The following is a 19,639-nucleotide window of genomic DNA, read 5'->3' on the forward strand; positions in this document are numbered from 1 at the left end:
AAACGAGAGTTCAATGCCGAACTGTAACCCCGAGGCCCTCCACACTGTGTTGAGCTAAGGTTTAGTTATTTCGCCGGTCGCGTGATAATTTACCTCGCCGCCGCGTTGGGCGGCCCCCATTAACAAGCACAACAGGCAGGAATCCATTTTGACGTGGTTTAAAGGACATAGACGACGCTGGACCTTCATTCTGGTGGCCGTCGCGGTTATCGCCGCGGCGGCAGTCTGGCATTTTCGCCATCCGGCGCCGACCGACTTTAAAACGGTGAAGGTGGCTAAGCGCGACCTTCAGCAAAACGTGTTGGCGACCGGCCAGCTGGACGCGGTGCGCAAGGTTGACGTCGGCGCCCAGGTCAGCGGGCAGTTGGAAAGCCTGGATGTCGAGATCGGCGACAAGGTCAAGAAAGGCCAGCTGCTGGGGGTGATCGACCCGCAGCAGGCGAAGAACAGCATCCGCGAAGGGGAGGCGACGCTGCGCGAGCTGCACGCTCAGCTGCTGCAGGCGCAGGCGGAGCAACGGCTGGCGGCGGTGACGCTGCAGCGCAACCAGGCGCTGGCCAAGCTGCAGGCGGTCTCACGCCAGGATCTGGATCAGGCGGCGACGCAGCTGGCGGTCAAAAAGGCGCAGGTGGGCACCATCAATGCGCAGATCGCCAGAAATCAGGCCAGCCTGGATACCGCCAAGATCAACCTGGCCTATACCCGCATCGAGGCGCCGATGGATGGCGACGTGGTGCAGATCACCACCCTGCAGGGCCAGACGGTGATCGCCGCGCAGCAGGCGCCGAACATTCTGACGCTGGCGGACCTCAGCACCATGCTGGTGAAGGCGCAGGTATCGGAGGCCGACGTCATCAACCTCAAACCGGGCCAGAAAGCCTGGTTTACCGTGCTGGGCGATCCCACCCGGCGCTTCGACGGCGTGCTGAAAGACATTCAGCCGACGCCGGAAAAGGTCAACAACGCCATCTTCTACTACGCGCGCTTCGAAGTGCCTAACCCGGAAGGGCTGCTGCGCCTGCAGATGACTGCGCAGGTGCACATTCAGCTGGCGGGCGTTCAGCAGGCGCAGGTGATCCCGCTGGCGGCGCTGGGCGATCAGATCGCCGACAACCGCTACCATGTTGCGGTGCTGAAGCAGGGCAAAGAAGAGCAACGCGAAGTGACCATCGGCATGCGCAACAATATCGACGTGCAGATCCTCAGCGGCCTGCGGCTGGGGGATGAAGTGATCGTCAGCCGCGGCGGCGCGGAGGCGGGCTGATGGCGGCGCTGTTGCAACTGAGCGGCATTCGCCGCAGCTATCGGTCGGGCGATCAGACGGTGGACGTGCTGAAGGGCGTCAGTCTGAGCATCGAGGCCGGCGAGATGGTGGCCATCATGGGCGCCTCCGGCTCCGGCAAATCGACGCTGATGAACATTCTCGGCTGCCTGGATAAACCGAGCGCCGGCGTGTATCGGGTGGCCGGGCAGGACGTGGCGACGCTGAACGGCGATGCGCTGGCCCAGCTGCGCCGCGAGCATTTCGGTTTTATCTTCCAGCGTTACCATCTGCTGCCGCATCTGAGCGCCGCGCATAACGTCGAGGTGCCGGCGGTCTACGCCGGGCTGGGCAAGGCGGCGCGGCGCGAGCGGGCGGTGGCGCTGCTGCAGCGGTTGGGGTTGGGCGAACGCGTCGGCTATCGGCCGAGCCAGCTTTCAGGCGGGCAGCAGCAGCGCGTCAGCATCGCGCGGGCGCTGATGAACGGCGGCCAGGTGATCCTGGCGGACGAACCGACCGGCGCGCTCGACAGCCACTCCGGCGAAGAGGTGATGGCCATCCTCAAGCAGCTGCGCGCGCAGGGGCATACGGTGATTATCGTCACCCACGATCCGGCGGTGGCGCAGCAGGCGGAGCGGATCATCGAGATCCGCGACGGCGAGATCATCGCCGACTCGCGCGCGGCGCGGCAGGACAATCCGCAGGGCAAACCGCTGGAGCTGGCGACGGCCGCCCCGTCCTGGCAGCAGATGACGGGCCGCTTCCGCGAGGCGCTGGTGATGGCCTGGCGGGCGATGGCCGCCAACAAGATGCGCACCGCGCTGACCATGTTGGGCATTATCATCGGCATCGCCTCGGTGGTGTCGATCCTGGTGATCGGCGACGCCGCCAAGCAAATGGTGCTGGCGGATATCAAGTCGATCGGCACCAACACCGTCGACATTTACCCCGGCAAGGACTTCGGCGACGACGATCCGACTTTTCGCCAGTCGCTGAAATACGAGGATCTCGATGCGCTGCGCGAACAGCCTTACGTCGGCGCGCTGTCGCCGTCGATCGGCAGCAGCATGCGGCTGCGGCTGGGCAACGTCGACGTGGCGGCCAACGTCAGCGGCGTCAGCGAACAGTTCTTCCGCGTCTATGGCATGACCTTCACGCAGGGCACCGGCATCGACCCGCTGCAGGTGCAGTCGCAGGCGCAGACGGTGGTGATCGACGCCAATACCCAGCGCCGGCTGTTCCCGCATCAGAAAAACGTGGTGGGCGAGGTGATCCTGGTGGGCAACATGCCGGCGACGGTGGTGGGCGTGGCCAAAGAGAAGCAGTCGATGTTCGGCAGCAGCAAGACGCTCAGCGTGTGGGTGCCGTACAGCACCATGGCGAACCGGCTGATGGGCAACGCCTATTTCGACTCGATCACCGTGCGCATCCGCGACGGCTACAGCAGCCGGGAGGCGGAGCAGCAGCTGACGCGCCTGCTGACGCTGCGCCACGGCAAGAAGGATTTCTTCACCTATAACATGGACAGCCTGGTGCAGACCGCGGAGAAAACCACCCGCACGCTGCAGCTGTTCCTGACGCTGGTGGCGGTGATCTCGCTGGTGGTCGGCGGCATCGGGGTGATGAACATCATGCTGGTGTCGGTCACCGAGCGCACGCGCGAGATAGGCATCCGCATGGCGGTGGGCGCCCGTTCCGGCGACGTGCTGCAGCAGTTCCTGATCGAGGCGATACTGGTGTGCCTGGTCGGCGGCGCGCTGGGGATTGCGCTGTCGTTCGCCATCGGCCTGCTGGTGCAGCTGGTGTTGCCGGGCTGGCAGATCAGCTTCCCGCCGGCGGCGCTGCTGAGCGCGTTTATCTGCTCAACCGGCATCGGCGTGGTGTTCGGCTACCTGCCGGCGCGCAACGCCGCGCGGCTGAACCCGATAGACGCCCTGGCGCGCGAGTAAAGCTACCGAAAATAAAAAATGCCAGTCACACTGCGGCTGGCATTTTTAGCGGCGTATTATTGCAGAGCGGCTCTGCGGGAAGCGTTTAGGCCAGTGCCTCGCTTTCCAGCGGCACAATAAGACTCGCATGGTTCCCTTTCGGCCCTTGGTGCACGTCAAAGCTGACCTGCTGGCCGGCCTTCAGCGTCCTGTAACCATCCATCTTGATGGTCGAGTAATGAGCGAAAATATCTTCGCCGCCGCCTTCAGGGCAGATAAACCCGAAGCCCTTGGCGTTGTTGAACCATTTAACAGTACCCGTCTCCATGCTTTTACATCCCTCGCAACGCTATTTTAAGTGAGATGAATAACTGATTTCGCACCCGCCAGAGGCGGGCAGCAGGTGGGCAGAGGGCGGTTAAAAGACCACCAGCTCACGAATTTACACTCTAGAGCAAATGATCATCACGTCAAGGGATCGGCTTTTGTCGGCGGGGAGCAGTTCGCCAAAGTTTGAAGCAGGTAACGCTATTGACATTGTTTGGTAACAATTCGTTCGCGTTTTTTGCGCACGTTACAGTGCGGCGGGATGACGCCGAAGATGATAAAATAGTAACTATCCCCCACTTTGAATAACCGAAACCTGCCCCCATATAACAGGGCAGAGCAGAGAAGATGAGCAGCAATGGGCAATAACAACGACTGGTTGAATTTCGAACATTTAGCCGAAGAAAAACAAATCGATGCGGTAAAACCGCCGTCTATGTATAAAGTTATACTTAACAACGACGATTACACGCCGATGGAATTTGTGATTGACGTTCTGCAAAAGTTCTTTTCTTATGATATTGAACGCGCAACGCAACTGATGCTCCGGGTCCACTATGAAGGCAAGGCGATATGCGGTGTTTTTACCGCCGAGGTGGCGGAAACCAAAGTCGTCCATGTGAACCGCTATGCAAGGGAGAACGAGCATCCGTTGCTTTGTACGCTGGAAAAAGCCTGATTAAGGCAATCTATTGGGGAGGTGCTTATGCTCAATCAAGAACTGGAACTCAGTCTCAACATGGCTTTCGCCAGGGCGCGTGAGCACAGACACGAGTTTATGACCGTGGAGCACCTGTTGCTGGCACTGCTCAGCAACCCTGCCGCGCGGGAAGCGCTTGAGGCATGTACGGTGGATCTGGCCGCATTGCGCCAGGAGCTGGAGGCCTTCATCGAACAAACCACGCCGACGCTGCCCGCCAGCGAAGAAGAGCGCGACACCCAACCGACGCTCAGCTTCCAGCGCGTGCTGCAGCGCGCGGTATTCCACGTGCAATCTTCCGGCCGCAGCGAGGTTTCCGGCGCCAACGTGCTGGTGGCGATTTTCAGCGAGCAGGAGTCGCAGGCGGCTTACCTGCTGCGCAAACACGACGTCAGCCGTCTCGACGTGGTGAACTTCATTTCACATGGCACACGTAAAGACGAGCCGGGCCAAGCGCCGAATGCGGAAAACCCGGTGAACGAAGAGCAGTCCGGAGGGGAAGACCGTATGGAAAACTTCACCACCAACCTCAATCAGTTGGCCCGCGTGGGCGGCATCGATCCGCTGATTGGCCGCGATCCTGAACTGGAGCGCGCCATTCAGGTGCTGTGCCGCCGCCGCAAAAACAACCCGCTGCTGGTGGGCGAGTCCGGCGTGGGCAAGACCGCGATCGCCGAAGGCCTGGCCTGGCGCATCGTGCAGGGCGACGTGCCGGAAGTGATGGCGGACTGCACGCTGTATTCGCTGGATATCGGCTCGCTGCTGGCCGGCACCAAATACCGCGGCGACTTCGAAAAACGCTTCAAGGCGCTGCTGAAACAGCTGGAGCAGGATCAGAACAGCATCCTGTTTATCGATGAAATTCACACCATCATCGGCGCCGGTGCGGCTTCCGGTGGGCAGGTGGATGCCGCCAACCTGATCAAACCGCTGCTGTCCAGCGGCAAGATCCGGGTGATCGGTTCGACCACCTATCAGGAGTTCAGCAACATTTTCGAGAAAGACCGCGCGCTGGCGCGTCGCTTCCAGAAAATCGACATTACCGAACCGACGCCGGAAGAGACCGTTCAGATAATCAACGGCCTGAAGACCAAATACGAAGCGCATCACGACGTGCGCTACACCGCCAAGGCGATCCGCGCCGCGGTGGAGCTGTCGGTGAAGTACATCAACGACCGCCATCTGCCGGACAAGGCGATCGACGTGATCGACGAGGCGGGCGCCCGCAGCCGGTTGATGCCGGTCAGCAAGCGCAAGAAAACCGTCAACGTGGCGGACATTGAATCGGTGGTGGCGCGCATTGCGCGTATCCCGGAAAAAACCGTATCCGCCAGCGATCGCGACGTGCTGAGAAGCCTGGGCGACCGGCTGAAAATGCTGGTGTTCGGGCAGGATCAGGCGATCGAAGCCCTGACCGAGGCGATCAAGATGAGCCGCGCCGGCCTGGGCCACGATCGCAAGCCGGTGGGATCGTTCCTGTTCGCCGGGCCGACCGGGGTCGGGAAAACCGAGGTCACCGTACAGCTGGCCAAGGCGATGGACATCGAGCTGCTGCGTTTCGACATGTCCGAATATATGGAACGCCATACCGTCAGCCGCCTGATCGGCGCGCCTCCGGGCTATGTCGGTTACGATCAGGGCGGCCTGCTCACCGACGCGGTGATCAAGCATCCGCACTCGGTGGTGCTGCTGGATGAGATCGAGAAGGCGCACCCGGACGTGTTCAACCTGCTGCTGCAGGTGATGGACAACGGTACCCTGACCGATAACAACGGCCGCAAGGCGGACTTCCGCAACGTGATCCTGGTGATGACCACCAACGCCGGGGTGCGCGAAACCGAACGCAAATCGATCGGTTTGGTGCAGCAGGACAACAGCACCGACGCGATGGAAGAGATCAAGAAGGTGTTTACGCCGGAGTTCCGCAACCGTCTGGACAACATCATCTGGTTCAACCATCTGTCTACCGAGGTGATCCAGCAGGTGGTCGACAAGTTCATCGTCGAACTGCAGGCGCAGCTGGATGCGAAGGGCGTCTCGCTGGAAGTCAGCGACGAAGCGCGCGACTGGCTGTCGGTGAAAGGCTACGACCGTGCGATGGGCGCTCGCCCGATGGCGCGCGTGATGCAGGAAAACCTGAAGAAACCGTTGGCCAACGAACTGCTGTTCGGCTCGCTGGTGGACGGCGGCTCGGTGAAGGTCGAGCTGGATAAAGACAAGAAACAGCTGACCTACCACTTCCTCAGCGCGCAGAAGCGCAAAGCGGACGAGGGCGCGGTGCACTAAGGCCGCGGTCGGATAAAGAAAAAGCGATGCATCGGCATCGCTTTTTTTATGGGTGAAATTCACCGCAAACAGAAATGAGTGAGCCCTCTCAGTTTACCTGCGCACCTGCAACTCGGTGTTGAACGTTGCGACGGGGGTAAACGGAAAGGGCTCCGGAGGGATATTACATCCTCGATGCCGCCAGCGTCTGGCGACCGGTGAGCCGATTAACGGCTACGGAAGACAATGCGGCCTTTGCTCAGGTCGTACGGGGTCAGCTCAACAGTGACTTTGTCGCCCGTCAGGATGCGGATATAGTTTTTACGCATTTTACCGGAGATATGTGCGGTAACCACGTGCCCGTTTTCCAATTCAACGCGGAACATGGTGTTCGGCAGCGTATCAAGAACGGTGCCCTGCATTTCAATATTGTCTTCTTTGGCCATCGAATCCTCTAGGTCTAACTACCTTAGTTTTTAACCGGCAAGATAATGCCGAAAAACCCACATTATGTAAAGAAGTGTCGGTGAACATTGCACCGTTTCCGCAAATTAGTTTGTTGGGGAGGGTGGTTCAACCTGCTGTGGGAGTATAACTTGTGGCGCCCAGCATTCCGGCGCTAACGGCCTGCGCTGAAGGTTGCTGAGCTGCTGCAAAAATTGGCGGCGGGGGATTTCTCTCGCTCCAAGCCGGGCAGTGTGAGCGTTAAGCACCTGACAGTCAATCAATTCTCCGCCATAAGCGGCAAAATGGCGGCAAAAGGCCATCAGCGCGCACTTGGAGGCGTTGGTGACGCGGCTGAACATCGATTCACCGCAGAACAGCGCGCCCTGCGCCACGCCGTACATGCCGCCGACCAACCGCCCGCCCTGCCAGACCTCCACCGAATGGGCGCTGCCGAGGCGATGCAGCTGCAAATAGGCGCGCTGTACCTCCGGGCCTATCCAGGTGCCTTCTTGCGGCCGGTCGGCGCAGGCGGCGATGACCGCGGCGAAGTCATGGTTGAGGGTGATGCGGAACGGCTCGTCGCGCAGAAAGCGTTTCAGGCTGCGACTGAGGTGGTATTCGGCCGGAAACAGCACCGCCCGCGGATCGGGTGACCACCACAGAATGGCTTCGCCGGGCGAATACCAGGGGAAGATGCCGCGTTCATAGGCCGCCAGCAAACGCGGCGCCGTCAGGTCGCCGCCAATCGCCAGCAGCCCGTTAGGATCGCGCAGGGCGCTCTCAGGCGAGGGGAAGGCCAGCGACTGCGGTGACAGCTTAACAATGCGCATATAAGGTCTCAGCGTCCTCTACAGGCCATTTACGGCGCTATGCCGCCGATGCGGCGATGGAAACGGGCGTACCGCCCCTGCCGGCGCATCAGGGTGGCGTGGTCGCCCTGCTCGACAATCTGGCCGTCGTCCATCACGCAGATGCGATCCAGATGCTCCAGCCCGTACAGACGGTGCGTCACCATAATCAGCGTCTTGCCCTGGCCGTGGCGGCGCAGCAGCGCCAGGATCTGCCGCTCGGTTTCGGCGTCCAGCCCTTCGGTCGGCTCATCCAGCAGCAGCAGCGGCGCCGGGTGCAGCAGCGCGCGGGCGATGCCCAGGCGGCGCTGTTCGCCGCCGGAAAGCTGCCGGCCGCCGTCGCCCAGCCAGGCGTTCAATCCTTCGTTCTCCAGCAGCCTGGCCAGCCCGACCTGCTGCAGCACCTCGCTCAGCCGCGCGTCGCCGGCGTCAGGCGCGGCGAGGCGCAGGTTTTCCCGCAGCGTATTGCTGAAGACATGCACCCGTTGGCTCACCACCGTGGTCATCTGGCGCAGCGTGGCTTCATCATAGGCCTGCAGCGGCTGGCCGTTGAGCAGTATTTTGCCGTGGTCGGCGTTCCAGGCGCGGGTCAGCAGCTGCAGCAGGGTGGATTTGCCGCAGCCGGTGCGGCCCAGCAGGGCGATATGTTCACCGGCCGCCACCTCCAGCGATATGCCGCGCAGCACCGGCAGCGGTTGGCCCGGGTAGGTGAAGGCCAGCTGCTGCAGGCTCAGCGCCGCGCGTTCGGCGGCGGCCGGGCCGGCGGCGGGGAAGCTGACCTCCGGCTGCCGATCGATGATTTGCTTGACCCGCGTCGCGGAGGCGATGACCTGGCCGAGGTGCTGGAAGGCGCCGGCAACCGGCATCATCGCTTCAAAAGCCGCCAGCGCCGCGAAGACGAACAGCGCAATCAGCGCGCCGGGCCGGCTGTCGCCGCCGATGCCGGCGGCGGTCAGCCACAGCAACAGGGTGACCGTCAGGCCGCTGGCGAGGATCATCAGCGCCTGCGCCATGCCGCCCAGCGAGGCCTGTTGCCATTGGCGGCGCTGCCACCGCCGCTCGACGGCATTGAGGCCGGCGCGGAATTCTTCGACCGCGCCGAACACCACCAGCTCCGCCTGGCCCTGCAGCCAGGCGGTCAGATCGGTGCGGTACTGGCCGCGCAGGGCGGTCAGCTGGCCGCCGATCGGTTTGCCGGCGCGGTAGAACACCGGCGGCACCAGCAGTAACAGCGCCAACAGAATGGCGCCCAGCGTCAGGGCGAGCGCGGGATCCAGCCAGCTCAGGCCGTAGGTGACTGCCAGGATCACCACCGCCGCGCTGACCAGCGGCGAGATCACCCGCAGATACAGGTGATCCAGCGTGTCGACGTCCGCCACTAGTCGGTTGAGCAGTTCGGCCTGGCGAAAGCGGGCGATGCCGCCCGGCGTCAGCGGCAGGATCTTGCTGAAGGTGAACACCCGCAGATGGGACAGCACGCGGAAGGTGGCGTCGTGGCTGACCACGCGTTCGGCGTAGCGCCCGGCGGTGCGGAAAATCGCCGCGCCGCGCACGCCGGCGGCCGGCAGCATGTAGTTGAAGGTAAACAGGCCCGCCAGCCCGGCCAGCGCCGAGGCGGCCAGGAACCAACCGGACAGCGCCAGCAGGCCGATGCTGGCCAGCAGGGTGACGATCGCCAGAATGATGCCCAGGCAGATCAACAGGCTGTGGCGGCGATACAACGCCAGGAACGGCAGCAAAACGCGCATGATCAGAGCTCCCCGCGGCGGTGGGCGATCAGGTTGGCGAACAGGCCCGGCTGGCCGCTGAGCGAGGCGTAATCGCCCTGCTGCACGATGCGCCCGCCGTCCATCACCCAAATCTGGTCGTAGTCTTCGGTATCTTCCAGCTGATGCGTCACCAGCAGGGTGGTTTGCCGGTGCGAGGCGGCGTTCAGCGCCTGCATCACCCGCCGTTCGCTGTGGGCGTCCAGGCTGGCGGCCGGCTCATCGAGCAACAGCAGCCGGCGCGGGCCGATCAGCGCGCGCGCCACCGCCACGCGCTGCGCCTGGCCGACCGACAGGCGCGCGGCGTTGTCGCCGATCTCGGTCTCCAGCCCCTGCGGCAGGAGCGGCAGCAGTTCGCTGACGTAAGACTGTTCCACCGCCTGTTGCAGCTGCGCTTCGCTGGCCTGCGGGTGGCCCAGCAGAATATTGGCGCGCAGCGTTTGCGCCGGCAGGTGCGGATTTTGCCCGACCCAGCTCAGCTGGCGGCGCCAGTCTTCGGCGGCCAGCTCGCGCAGTTCGATGCCGTTTATCTGCAGCGAGCCGCGATAGGGCAGGAAGCCGAGCAACAGGTTCAGCAACGAGCTTTTACCGGCGCCGCTCAACCCGACCAGCGCGATGCGTTGGCCGGGTTGCAGCCTAAAGCTCAGCGGGCCGGCCAGCAGCGCGCCGTTGGGCGACAGGATCTCCAGATCGCGCGCCTGCAGCGCCAGCGGCGCATCGGCGGGCAGCGTCTGCGCGCCGTGGCCCATTTGTTCGCCTTCGGCGTCGAGGAAGGTTTCCAGCGCTTCCGCCGCGCCGACCGCCTGCGCCTTGGCATGGTAGAAGGCGCCGAGATCGCGCAGCGGCTGGAAGAATTCCGGCGCCAGGATCAGCACCAGGAAGCCGGAAAACAGCGTGACGCCGAGGCCGTAGCTGCCGAAGTTGAGTTCACCCAAATAGGAGAAACCAAAGTAGACCGCCACCACGGCGATGGAAATCGAGGCGAAAAATTCCAGCACCGCCGAAGACAGGAAGGCCAGGCGCAGCACTTCCATGGTGCGGCTGCGGAAGTCTTCGGAGGAGTCGGCGATCTGCGCGGTTTCCGCTTCCGCGCGATGGAACAGCCGCAGCGTGTCCAGCCCGCGCAGGCGGTCGAGGAAGTTGCCGCTCAGCCGCGCCAGCGCCACGAAGTTGCGGCGGTTGGCGTCGGCGGCGCCCATGCCGACCAGCGCCATAAACAGCGGGATCAGCGGGGCGGTGGCCAGCAGAATAATGCCGGCGGCCCAGTTGATCGGGAAGATAGTGATCAGGATCAGCAGCGGAATAAACACCGCCAGGTACATTTGCGGCAGGTAGCGGGAGTAATAATCCTGCATGTCTTCAATCTGCTCGACGATGACGCTGGCCCAGCTGCCCGCCGGTTTGCCCTGGATCCAGGCCGGGCCGAGCTGCTGCAGCTTGTCCAGCACCCGTTGGCGCATGCGTTGGCGGATCACCTGGCCGCAGAGGAAACCGACGCGCTCCCGCAGCCAGCTCAGCACGGCGCGCAGCGCGAAGGTGGCGGCCAGCCCGACGAAGCTCGGGATCAGCTGTTCACGCGGGGTATGTTCGATAATCAGTGCGTGCAGCAGGGCGGCCAGCAGCCAGGCCTGCGCGACGATCAACATGCCGCTTATCAGCCCCAACAGCATGGAAAGGCGCAGCCAACGCTGCGCCAACGAGCTCTGGGTTTTGAGCCAACGGGTTAACTGTTGCTGTCTGGTTTTTTTCATCAGATTTACGTCTGCGTCGCCGGCGCCTGTTTGTTACAGGCAAGGTTAACGTACTGTTAAAAAAAGTGTTTGCCTCAATCTGAGGCGAACAAGCGAAGGCTAATGTTACCTCGTCACCCGGCAGACTGAAAATAATAAAGCGGCCAAATCTTGCTATAACAGACATTCAACGAGGTTATTTTACCGCCGGACTGTCCGCCCTGGCCGCCAGTGAAGAAGATTCTGCGTCGGGCGTTCGTCCGCCGAGCGTGGGGGATAAAAAAAGCGGCTGTGGCAGCCGCTTTTCGTCGTGAGGGGACAAGACCGGGTTAGCAGACTTCCGCGTCGGCGATGCCGTCCAGATAGCGTTCCGCGTCCAGCGCCGCCATGCAGCCGGTGCCGGCCGAGGTGATCGCCTGGCGGTAGATGTGGTCCATCACGTCGCCGGCGGCAAATACGCCGGGGATGGTGGTCTGGGTGGCGTTGCCGTGAATGCCGGACTGCACCTTGATGTAGCCGTTTTCCAGCTCCAGCTGGCCGCCGAAGATGCCGGTGTTCGGGCTGTGGCCGATGGCGATGAACACGCCGGCCAGTTCCAGTTCGCGGGTCTCGTTCTCGGCCTTGGTGCTGCGGATGCGCACGCCGGTGACGCCCATTTCATCGCCCAGCACTTCGTCCAGGGTATGGTCGGTGTGCAGCACTATGTTGCCGCTTTTCACTTTTTCCATCAGCCGGTTGATCAGGATCTTCTCTGAGCGGAAGCTGTCGCGGCGGTGGATCAGGTGAACTTCGGAGGCGATGTTGGACAGGTACAGCGCTTCTTCCACCGCGGTGTTGCCGCCGCCGACCACGGCGACTTTCTGGTTGCGGTAGAAGAAACCGTCGCAGGTCGCGCAGGCGGAAACGCCTTTGCCCTTGAAGGCCTCTTCGGAAGGCAGGCCCAGATAACGGGCGGAGGCGCCGGTGGCGATGATCAGCGCGTCGCAGGTGTATTCAGCGCTGTCGCCGAACAGGCGGAACGGGCGCTGCTGCAGATCGACGCTGTTGACGTGATCGAAAACGATCTCGGTATCGAACTTTTCCGCGTGCTGACGCATGCGTTCCATCAGCGCCGGGCCGGTCAGGTCTTCGGCGTCGCCCGGCCAGTTTTCCACTTCGGTGGTGGTGGTCAATTGACCGCCTTGTTCCATACCGGTAATCAGCACCGGGCTCAGGTTGGCGCGCGCCGCGTAAACGGCGGCGGTGTAGCCGGCCGGGCCGGAACCCAGGATCAATAATTTGCTATGTTTAGCCGTGCCCATGAATAACCTCTTTTCCCACAATGGCGGACAATGAAACCGATTGTAGGGAAAACGGCGCAGTAAAAAAAGCGTCAGGCGACGTTGTTAACGATTTGTATGATAGTTGGCGCCTATTAATGCGCCGCCTGCGGATAAAGTGAGCGCCGGATACAGCAATTTAACTTATGGAAGCCTGATTGCCGCCCGCAAAGCGGGGGCGGTCGAAAACCGCGCGCTTGCCGTCTTTAGCCCATGGCGACAGGGTTTTCCAGCCAGCGATTCATAACTAAAAATGGGGTGCTGACTTTTCATGACGGTACGTTCTTCTGATTTTGCTTCTTTTACTTTGACAATCCGCTGCGCATTTGCGAAAACATCATAGGAAGAAGAAATTATCCCCGCAACGCCAGCAAATCGTACGTATTCGCGCCGCGGCGGCAACGTCGCGCGGCGGGTGAGGGGAGCGGCGCGCAAGCGTTTGCAGATTTTTTCTTCACCTTAACGTCATTGCACGCGGTGCGCAGGGTTGGACAGACAGACTGCGCAACGTCGAATGATGGTAGTGAAGAAGCACATGACAGGCATCGGGTCTTCGCTTGGAACGAACCCTTACACATTGACGTTGGCTAGGGTGTGGCAAGTGCAAGGAAGAACATAAGAGAGACAATAATAATGGCAGACAACAAGAAACGCCCGGGTAAAGATCTCGACCGTATCGACCGCAATATCCTGAACGAGTTACAGAAGGATGGGCGTATTTCGAACGTTGAGCTTTCGAAGCGCGTGGGGTTATCCCCAACTCCGTGTTTGGAACGCGTGCGCCGCTTGGAGCGCCAGGGTTTCATTCATGGCTATACCGCATTGCTTAACCCGCATTATCTGGATGCATCCCTGCTGGTTTTCGTGGAAATCACGCTGAACCGCGGCGCGCCGGATGTGTTTGAGCAATTCAACTCGGCAGTTCAGAAGCTCGAAGAAATTCAGGAGTGTCATCTGGTTTCCGGTGATTTCGACTACCTGTTGAAAACCCGCGTGCCGGACATGTCGGCTTACCGCAAGCTGCTGGGCGAAACCCTGCTGCGTTTGCCGGGGGTTAACGACACCCGTACCTACGTAGTCATGGAAGAAGTAAAACAGAGTAACCGTCTGGTTATCAAAACACGGTAAGGTGCAGGTGCAAAACCTGATTAAATTGGTTACACTCCTGTTTATTCATACAGTTTCGGCGCCGGGGAAGCTTCTCGGCGCTGTTGCTATGTCAGCTAACAGGAACCTGGAGAGCCTTTCTTGAGCCAGGAATATACAGAAGATAAAGAAGTTACCCTGAGAAAACTCAGCAGTGGCCGGCGTTTGCTGGAGGCTGTGTTGATCGTGGTGGCGATTTTTGCCGTTTACCTCATGGCTGCGCTGGTCAGTTTCAATCCATCTGACCCCAGCTGGTCGCAGACCGCGTGGCATGAGCCTATTCATAACCTTGGCGGTGGCGTCGGCGCCTGGATGGCCGATACGCTGTTCTTCACCTTCGGGGTGCTCGCTTACGCGATACCGCCGATCATGCTGGTGCTGTGCTGGGCGGCCTACCGCCAGCGCGGCAGCGGCGAATATATCGACTATTTTGCGCTGTCGCTGCGCCTGATCGGCACGTTGGCGCTGGTGCTCACCTCCTGTGGCCTGGCTGCGCTGAACGTCGACGATCTCTATTACTTCGCCTCCGGCGGCGTGATCGGCAGCCTGCTGAGCAACGCCATGCTGCCGTGGTTCAACGGCATTGGCGCCACGTTGGCGCTGCTGTGCGTTTGGGCTGCGGGGTTGACGCTGTTCACCGGCTGGTCCTGGCTGGTGATCGCCGAGAAGATCGGCGGCGCGGTGCTGGGCGTGGCGACCTTTATGACCAACCGTTCGCGCCGCGAAGACCGCTATCACGACGACGAGCGCTACCTCGACGACGAACCGGGATTGGCAGAGAAGGGCGCGACGGCGGTTGCCGCTACCGCAGCGACCGCCGCTGCAGCGGATGACGACGTGCTGTTCTCCGCGCCTTCGGTAGCCGAAACCGCCAAATCGGCGGCGGAAGACGCCGAAGACCCGCTGCTCAGCGGGCTGCGCGCCAGCGATGACGACGATATTGACGCGGCTGCGGCAACGCCGGCCCCTGCGCCTGCGCCGGTTAACGAAGCTGTCACCGCGGCGCCCGTTGTCGCCCAGGCGCCGTCGGTCACCGTGGCGCCCGCGGCCCCGGCCAAGGTCAGCCAGCATCCGATGAGCGCGCCGGCGGAAAACGCCGCGCCGCCGTTGTATTCGTTCGAGATCCCTGAAGAAACGCCGGCGCCGAAGGTAACGCGCCCGGTAGACCCTTATCAGGACGACGATGAACCGCGGCTCGGCAACTGGCAGGCGCCTGCCGCGCCGCAGCCGCGCGACCATTCGCCGTTTGACTTCTCTGCCGCCCAGAGCGACCAGGTCGACGTCAGCGGTTCGTCCGGTTTCGACGCCGCCGATGCCGCGGCAACGCCGTTCGGCAACGCCAGGCCTCAGCTGGACACCGCCGCGGCGGCCGCTGCTGCCGGCGCCGCAGCCACTACCTTTATGCCGGCCTTTACCGCCACCAGCGACGGCAACCCGCAGGTGAAACAGGGTATTGGCCCTGAATTGCCGCGGCCGAATCCGGTGCGCATTCCTACCCGACGCGAGCTGGCTTCCTACGGCATCAAACTGCCTTCGCAGCGCGCCGCCGAGCAGGATCAACGTCAGGTCGAGGCAGAACCGCAGCCGCCGATCGGCGCAAATCCGCAGGATGAAGAAGCCATGCAGGAAGCGGCGCTGCGCCAGGCGTTCGCCGAGCAGCAAAATCAGCGCTACGGTGAGGATTACCAGCAGGACGATGAAGAGGCGCTGCAGGAAGCCGCGCTGCGTCAGGCGTTCGCCGAACAGCAGCAGGCGCGTTACGGCCAGCAGCCCGAGCCTGAACCCCGGGTTCAGACCCCGGCGGCCAGCTCGGTAGACACCCGCAATGCGTTCAGCTTCTCGCCGATGGACGACCTGGTGGACGACGGCCCTGGCGAGCCGCTGTTCACGCTGTCGCCGCAGCTGGAAGAGCGCATCGAGCAGCAAAGCGAACGGGAAGACGACGTGCCGTTCGGCCAGTTTGAACCCGCAGCGCCGGCCTATCAGCCGCCGCAGCCTCAAACGCCGCCGGCACAGCAAGCCTATCAACAACCGGCTCAGCCGCAGCAGCAACCGTATCAACAGCCTCAGCAGCCGGCTCAGCCGCCATCCTATCAGCAGCCTGCAGCGCAACCGGCCCCGGCCGCACCGCAGCAGCCGGCGATGGACAGCCTGATCCACCCGTTCCTGATGCGTAACGATCAGCCGCTGCAGAAGCCGACCACGCCGCTGCCGACGCTGGATCTGCTGACCGAAGCCCCGAAAGAGGTGGAGCCGGTGGATACCTTCGCGCTGGAGCAAAAGGCGCGTCTGGTGGAGGCCAGCCTGGCCGATTATCGGGTTAAAGCCGACGTGGTGGATATTCTGCCGGGGCCGGTGATCACCCGCTTCGAGCTGGATCTGGCGCCGGGCGTCAAGGCGGCGCGCATTTCCAACCTGTCGCGCGATCTGGCGCGTTCATTGTCGACCTCGGCGGTGCGCGTGGTGGAAGTGATCCCCGGCAAGCCTTACGTCGGGCTGGAATTGCCGAACGTCAAACGCCAAACGGTGTACCTGCGCGAAGTGCTGGATTGCCCGGCCTTCCGCGACAATCCGTCGCCGCTGTCGATCGTGTTGGGTAAAGACATCTCCGGCGAGCCGGTGGTGGCCGATTTGGGCAAAATGCCGCACCTGCTGGTCGCCGGTACTACCGGTTCCGGTAAGTCGGTCGGGGTCAACGCCATGATCCTGAGCATCCTGTATAAGGCCACGCCGAAAGAAGTGCGCTTTATCATGATCGACCCGAAAATGCTGGAGCTCTCGGTCTACGAGGGCATTCCGCACCTGTTGACCGACGTGGTGACCGACATGAAAGACGCCGCCAACGCGCTGCGTTGGTGCGTGGGCGAGATGGAGCGCCGCTACAAGCTGATGTCTGCATTGGGCGTGCGTAACCTGGCCGGCTACAACGAGCGCGTCGATCAGGCTGAAGCCATGGGCCGACCGATCCCGGATCCGTTCTGGAAACCGACCGACAGCATGGACATCACGCCGCCGGTGCTGGAGAAAGAGCCGTATATCGTGGTGATGGTCGACGAGTTCGCCGACCTGATCATGACGGTCGGCAAAAAGGTCGAAGAGCTGATCGCCCGTCTGGCGCAAAAAGCGCGTGCGGCGGGTATTCACCTGGTGCTGGCGACCCAGCGTCCGTCGGTGGATGTGATCACCGGCCTGATCAAGGCCAACATCCCGACCCGGATCGCCTTTACCGTATCCAGCAAGATTGACTCGCGTACCATCCTCGATCAGGGCGGCGCGGAATCGCTGCTGGGGATGGGCGACATGCTGTATCTGGCGCCGAACTCTTCGATCCCGGTGCGTGTGCATGGCGCCTTTGTGCGCGATCAGGAAGTGCACGCGGTGGTCAAGGATTGGAAAGCGCGCGAACGGCCCCAATATAAAGAGGGGATCCTCAGCGGCGGAGAAGACGGCGAGGGCGGTGCAGGCGGCGGCATGGAAGGCGATGAAGAGCTGGATCCGCTGTTTGACCAGGCGGTGGAGTTCGTGGTGGATAAACGCCGCGCCTCTATCTCCGGCGTTCAGCGTCAGTTCCGCATCGGCTATAACCGCGCCGCGCGCATCATCGAACAGATGGAAGCGCAGGGCATCGTCAGCGAGCAGGGGCACAACGGCAACCGTGAGGTGCTGGCGCCGCCGCGGCATGATTGACGTTGGTTTAACCGCTGTTATTCACTCATAAAGGGCCGCTTAGCGGCCCTTGTGCAAAGAAGCGTAAAGCCGTTTCTTCTCGGAACATTGGCCTATCTGACGGCCGTCGCCTTCGGGTAGAGTAACGGTTGTTAAGGGTTAATTTGACCCGCACGGCGCCGCCTTGCGGTTAACGCATTTCATAAGGTATCTGGAATAATGAAAAAACTGTTAGTTGCCTGTTGTCTGCTTTCGGGATTCGCGTCCACCTCGGTGCTGGCCGACGCCGCGCAGGATTTGCAAAGTCGTCTGGCGAAAGTGAACAGTTTCCACGCCAGCTTCTCTCAGACCGTCACCAGCGGCGACGGCGCTGCGGTGCAGCAGGGTGAAGGCGAGCTGTGGGTCAAGCGTCCGAACCTGTTCAACTGGCACATGACTTCCCCGGATGAGAGCGTGCTGGTTTCCGACGGCCAGACCCTGTGGTTCTACAACCCGTTCGTTGAGCAGGTGACGGCGACCTGGCTGAAGAACGCCACCGGCAATACGCCGTTCATGCTGATCACCCGCAACAACGCCAGCGACTGGAAACAGTACAACGTCAAGCAGAAGGGCGACGATTTTGAGCTGACGCCAAAATCCGCCAGCGGCAACCTGAAACAGTTCGCCATTACCGTGACCAACAGCGGCACCATCCGCAGCTTCGCCGCGGTAGAGCAGGACGGCCAACGCAGCTCGTATGCGCTGAAAAGCCAGCAGAACGTCGCTGCCGATCCCGCCAAATTCAAATTTACCCCGCCGAAGGGGGTGACGCTGGACGACCAGCGCCAGTGAGGTACCCGTGAGTAATATGTCGCTCGATTTTTCCCAGAACGAGTTCCAGCCGTTGGCCGCGCGTATGCGGCCGACCACGCTGGCGCAGTACATCGGCCAGCAGCATCTGCTGGCCGCCGGCAAGCCGTTGCCGCGCGCCATAGAGGCCGGGCAACTGCACTCGATGATTTTATGGGGGCCGCCGGGCACCGGGAAGACGACGCTGGCAGAATTGATCGGCCGTTACGGCCAGGCGGACGTGGAGCGCATTTCGGCGGTGACCTCCGGCATCAAAGAGATCCGCGAGGCTATCGAGCGCGCGCGGCAAAACCGCGACGCCGGCCGGCGCACCATCCTGTTCGTCGATGAGGTGCACCGCTTCAATAAAAGCCAGCAGGACGCCTTTCTGCCGCATATCGAAGACGGCACCATCACCTTTATCGGCGCCACCACCGAGAACCCTTCGTTTGAGCTCAACTCGGCGTTGCTGTCCCGCGCCCGGGTCTATTTGCTGAAGGCGCTGACCGCCGAAGACATCAGCCAGGTGCTGGACCAGGCGATGAACGACAGCGGCCGCGGTTTCGGCGGCCAGAACATCGAGCTGCCGGAAGAGACGCGCCGCATGTTGTCGGAACTGGTGGGCGGCGACGCGCGCCGGGCGCTGAACAGCCTGGAAATGATGGCGGACATGGCCGAAATCGACGCCAAAGGCGTGCGGGTATTGACGCCGGAGCTGCTGAAAGAGGTGTCGGGCGAGCGCAGCGCGCGCTTCGACAACAAGGGCGACCGCTATTACGATCTGATTTCCGCCCTGCATAAATCGGTGCGCGGCTCGGCGCCGGACGCCGCGCTGTACTGGTATGCCCGTATCATCACCGCCGGCGGCGATCCGCTGTACGTGGCGCGCCGCCTGTTGGCGATCGCCTCGGAAGACGTCGGCAACGCCGATCCGCGCGGCATGCAGGTGGCGATTGCCGCCTGGGACTGTTTTACCCGCGTGGGGCCGGCGGAGGGCGAGCGCGCCATCGCGCAGGCGATCGTTTATCTGGCCTGCGCGCCGAAGAGCAATGCGGTGTATACCGCTTTCAAAGCGGCGATGCGCGACGCCAGAGAGCGGGCCGATTACGACGTGCCGGAACACCTGCGCAACGCGCCGACCAAGCTGATGAAGGAAATGGGGCTGGGGGCGGAATACCGCTACGCGCACGACGAACCCAACGCCTACGCCGCCGGCGAGCAGTACTTCCCGCCTGAAATGGCCAATACGCGTTACTATCAGCCCACCTCGCGCGGGCTGGAAGGCAAAATCGGCGAAAAGTTGGCATGGCTGGCTGAGCAGGATCAAAATAGCCAGACAAAACGCTACCGCTAGCGTTGCCGTTGCGGTAAGGTTAGCGGGTATCACTCTTCCTTTTATACGGCTATA

14 protein-coding genes are annotated in these 19,639 nt (G+C 62.1%); 8 read left to right on the forward strand and 6 right to left on the reverse strand.

Annotated features, from left to right (window positions below):
• Positions 1-148: 148 nt before the first annotated feature.
• Both macA and macB read left to right on the forward strand, forming a co-directional pair.
• Entirely contained in the window at positions 149-1,264 is a 1,116-nt protein-coding gene (gene macA / locus CKW09_RS08630) for a macrolide transporter subunit MacA (RefSeq protein WP_095096758.1), read from the forward strand.
• Positions 1,264-3,210, forward strand: a complete 1,947-nt coding sequence (gene macB, locus CKW09_RS08635; protein WP_095096761.1) for a macrolide ABC transporter ATP-binding protein/permease MacB — start codon at positions 1,264-1,266, stop codon at positions 3,208-3,210. The genes macA and macB overlap by 1 nt, the downstream gene beginning before the upstream one ends.
• An 85-nt stretch (positions 3,211-3,295) precedes the next feature.
• Here macB and cspD read toward each other — a convergent pair whose 3' ends face one another.
• Positions 3,296-3,517, reverse strand: a complete 222-nt coding sequence (gene cspD / locus CKW09_RS08640; RefSeq protein ID WP_004942590.1) for a cold shock-like protein CspD — start codon at positions 3,515-3,517, stop codon at positions 3,296-3,298.
• 357 nt (positions 3,518-3,874) lie between these two features.
• On the opposite strand from cspD, the gene clpS reads away from it, so the two are divergent.
• Positions 3,875-4,195: an ATP-dependent Clp protease adapter ClpS gene (clpS, locus tag CKW09_RS08645; protein ID WP_095096764.1), complete on the forward strand. Its 321-nt coding sequence runs from the start codon at positions 3,875-3,877 to the stop codon at positions 4,193-4,195.
• A gap of 27 nt (positions 4,196-4,222) precedes the next feature.
• On the forward strand, positions 4,223-6,502 hold the full coding sequence (gene clpA, locus CKW09_RS08650; protein ID WP_061798091.1) for an ATP-dependent Clp protease ATP-binding subunit ClpA: 2,280 nt from the start codon (positions 4,223-4,225) through the stop codon (positions 6,500-6,502).
• Positions 6,503-6,708: 206 nt separating this feature from the next.
• Here the strand turns inward: clpA and infA are convergent, their stop codons facing one another.
• The 5 genes from infA to trxB form a co-directional block, all read right to left on the reverse strand.
• Positions 6,709-6,927: a translation initiation factor IF-1 gene (gene infA / locus CKW09_RS08655; RefSeq protein WP_002211347.1), complete on the reverse strand. Its 219-nt coding sequence runs from the start codon at positions 6,925-6,927 to the stop codon at positions 6,709-6,711.
• 105 nt (positions 6,928-7,032) lie between these two features.
• The gene (aat, locus tag CKW09_RS08660; RefSeq protein ID WP_061798089.1) at positions 7,033-7,758 is read right to left on the reverse strand and encodes a leucyl/phenylalanyl-tRNA--protein transferase; all 726 of its coding nucleotides are present in this window, start codon (positions 7,756-7,758) and stop codon (positions 7,033-7,035) included.
• A 29-nt stretch (positions 7,759-7,787) separates the two neighbouring features.
• Positions 7,788-9,524 carry a heme ABC transporter ATP-binding protein/permease CydC gene (gene cydC, locus CKW09_RS08665; protein ID WP_095096767.1) on the reverse strand — a complete coding sequence of 579 codons (1,737 nt, stop codon included), beginning with the start codon at positions 9,522-9,524 and terminating at the stop codon, positions 7,788-7,790.
• 2 nt (positions 9,525-9,526) lie between these two features.
• The gene (gene cydD / locus CKW09_RS08670) at positions 9,527-11,293 is read right to left on the reverse strand and encodes a heme ABC transporter permease/ATP-binding protein CydD (RefSeq protein ID WP_095096771.1); all 1,767 of its coding nucleotides are present in this window, start codon (positions 11,291-11,293) and stop codon (positions 9,527-9,529) included.
• A 308-nt stretch (positions 11,294-11,601) separates the two neighbouring features.
• Positions 11,602-12,573 carry a thioredoxin-disulfide reductase gene (gene trxB / locus CKW09_RS08675; protein WP_061798083.1) on the reverse strand — a complete coding sequence of 324 codons (972 nt, stop codon included), beginning with the start codon at positions 12,571-12,573 and terminating at the stop codon, positions 11,602-11,604.
• A 651-nt stretch (positions 12,574-13,224) separates the two neighbouring features.
• Between trxB and lrp the strand changes: the two genes are divergently transcribed.
• The 4 genes from lrp (at position 13,225) to CKW09_RS08695 (ending at position 19,585) form a co-directional block, all read left to right on the forward strand.
• Positions 13,225-13,719 carry a leucine-responsive transcriptional regulator Lrp gene (lrp, locus tag CKW09_RS08680; protein ID WP_004928318.1) on the forward strand — a complete coding sequence of 165 codons (495 nt, stop codon included), beginning with the start codon at positions 13,225-13,227 and terminating at the stop codon, positions 13,717-13,719.
• Between the two features lie 120 nt (positions 13,720-13,839).
• Positions 13,840-17,424: a DNA translocase FtsK 4TM domain-containing protein gene (locus CKW09_RS08685; RefSeq protein WP_095096775.1), complete on the forward strand. Its 3,585-nt coding sequence runs from the start codon at positions 13,840-13,842 to the stop codon at positions 17,422-17,424.
• Between the two features lie 198 nt (positions 17,425-17,622).
• On the forward strand, positions 17,623-18,234 hold the full coding sequence (lolA, locus tag CKW09_RS08690; protein WP_061798079.1) for an outer membrane lipoprotein chaperone LolA: 612 nt from the start codon (positions 17,623-17,625) through the stop codon (positions 18,232-18,234).
• A gap of 7 nt (positions 18,235-18,241) precedes the next feature.
• Positions 18,242-19,585 carry a replication-associated recombination protein A gene (locus tag CKW09_RS08695; RefSeq protein WP_061798077.1) on the forward strand — a complete coding sequence of 448 codons (1,344 nt, stop codon included), beginning with the start codon at positions 18,242-18,244 and terminating at the stop codon, positions 19,583-19,585.
• The last annotated feature ends 54 nt before the right edge of the window (positions 19,586-19,639 follow it).

It is taken from the genome of Serratia ficaria (assembly GCF_900187015.1).
GTDB lineage: Bacteria > Pseudomonadota > Gammaproteobacteria > Enterobacterales > Enterobacteriaceae > Serratia > Serratia ficaria.

Excerpts from the sequence above, each read along its gene's own strand:
- macB (WP_095096761.1), top strand. The coding sequence starts at position 1,264 with ATGGCGGCGCTGTTGCAACTGAGCGGCATTCGCCGCAGCTATCGGTCG.
- cspD (WP_004942590.1), bottom strand. The coding sequence starts at position 3,517 with ATGGAGACGGGTACTGTTAAATGGTTCAACAACGCCAAGGGCTTCGGG.
- clpS (WP_095096764.1), top strand. The coding sequence starts at position 3,875 with ATGGGCAATAACAACGACTGGTTGAATTTCGAACATTTAGCCGAAGAA.
- clpA (WP_061798091.1), top strand. The coding sequence starts at position 4,223 with ATGCTCAATCAAGAACTGGAACTCAGTCTCAACATGGCTTTCGCCAGG.
- infA (WP_002211347.1), bottom strand. The coding sequence starts at position 6,927 with ATGGCCAAAGAAGACAATATTGAAATGCAGGGCACCGTTCTTGATACG.
- aat (WP_061798089.1), bottom strand. The coding sequence starts at position 7,758 with ATGCGCATTGTTAAGCTGTCACCGCAGTCGCTGGCCTTCCCCTCGCCT.
- cydC (WP_095096767.1), bottom strand. The coding sequence starts at position 9,524 with ATGCGCGTTTTGCTGCCGTTCCTGGCGTTGTATCGCCGCCACAGCCTG.
- cydD (WP_095096771.1), bottom strand. The coding sequence starts at position 11,293 with ATGAAAAAAACCAGACAGCAACAGTTAACCCGTTGGCTCAAAACCCAG.
- trxB (WP_061798083.1), bottom strand. The coding sequence starts at position 12,573 with ATGGGCACGGCTAAACATAGCAAATTATTGATCCTGGGTTCCGGCCCG.
- lrp (WP_004928318.1), top strand. The coding sequence starts at position 13,225 with ATGGCAGACAACAAGAAACGCCCGGGTAAAGATCTCGACCGTATCGAC.
- lolA (WP_061798079.1), top strand. The coding sequence starts at position 17,623 with ATGAAAAAACTGTTAGTTGCCTGTTGTCTGCTTTCGGGATTCGCGTCC.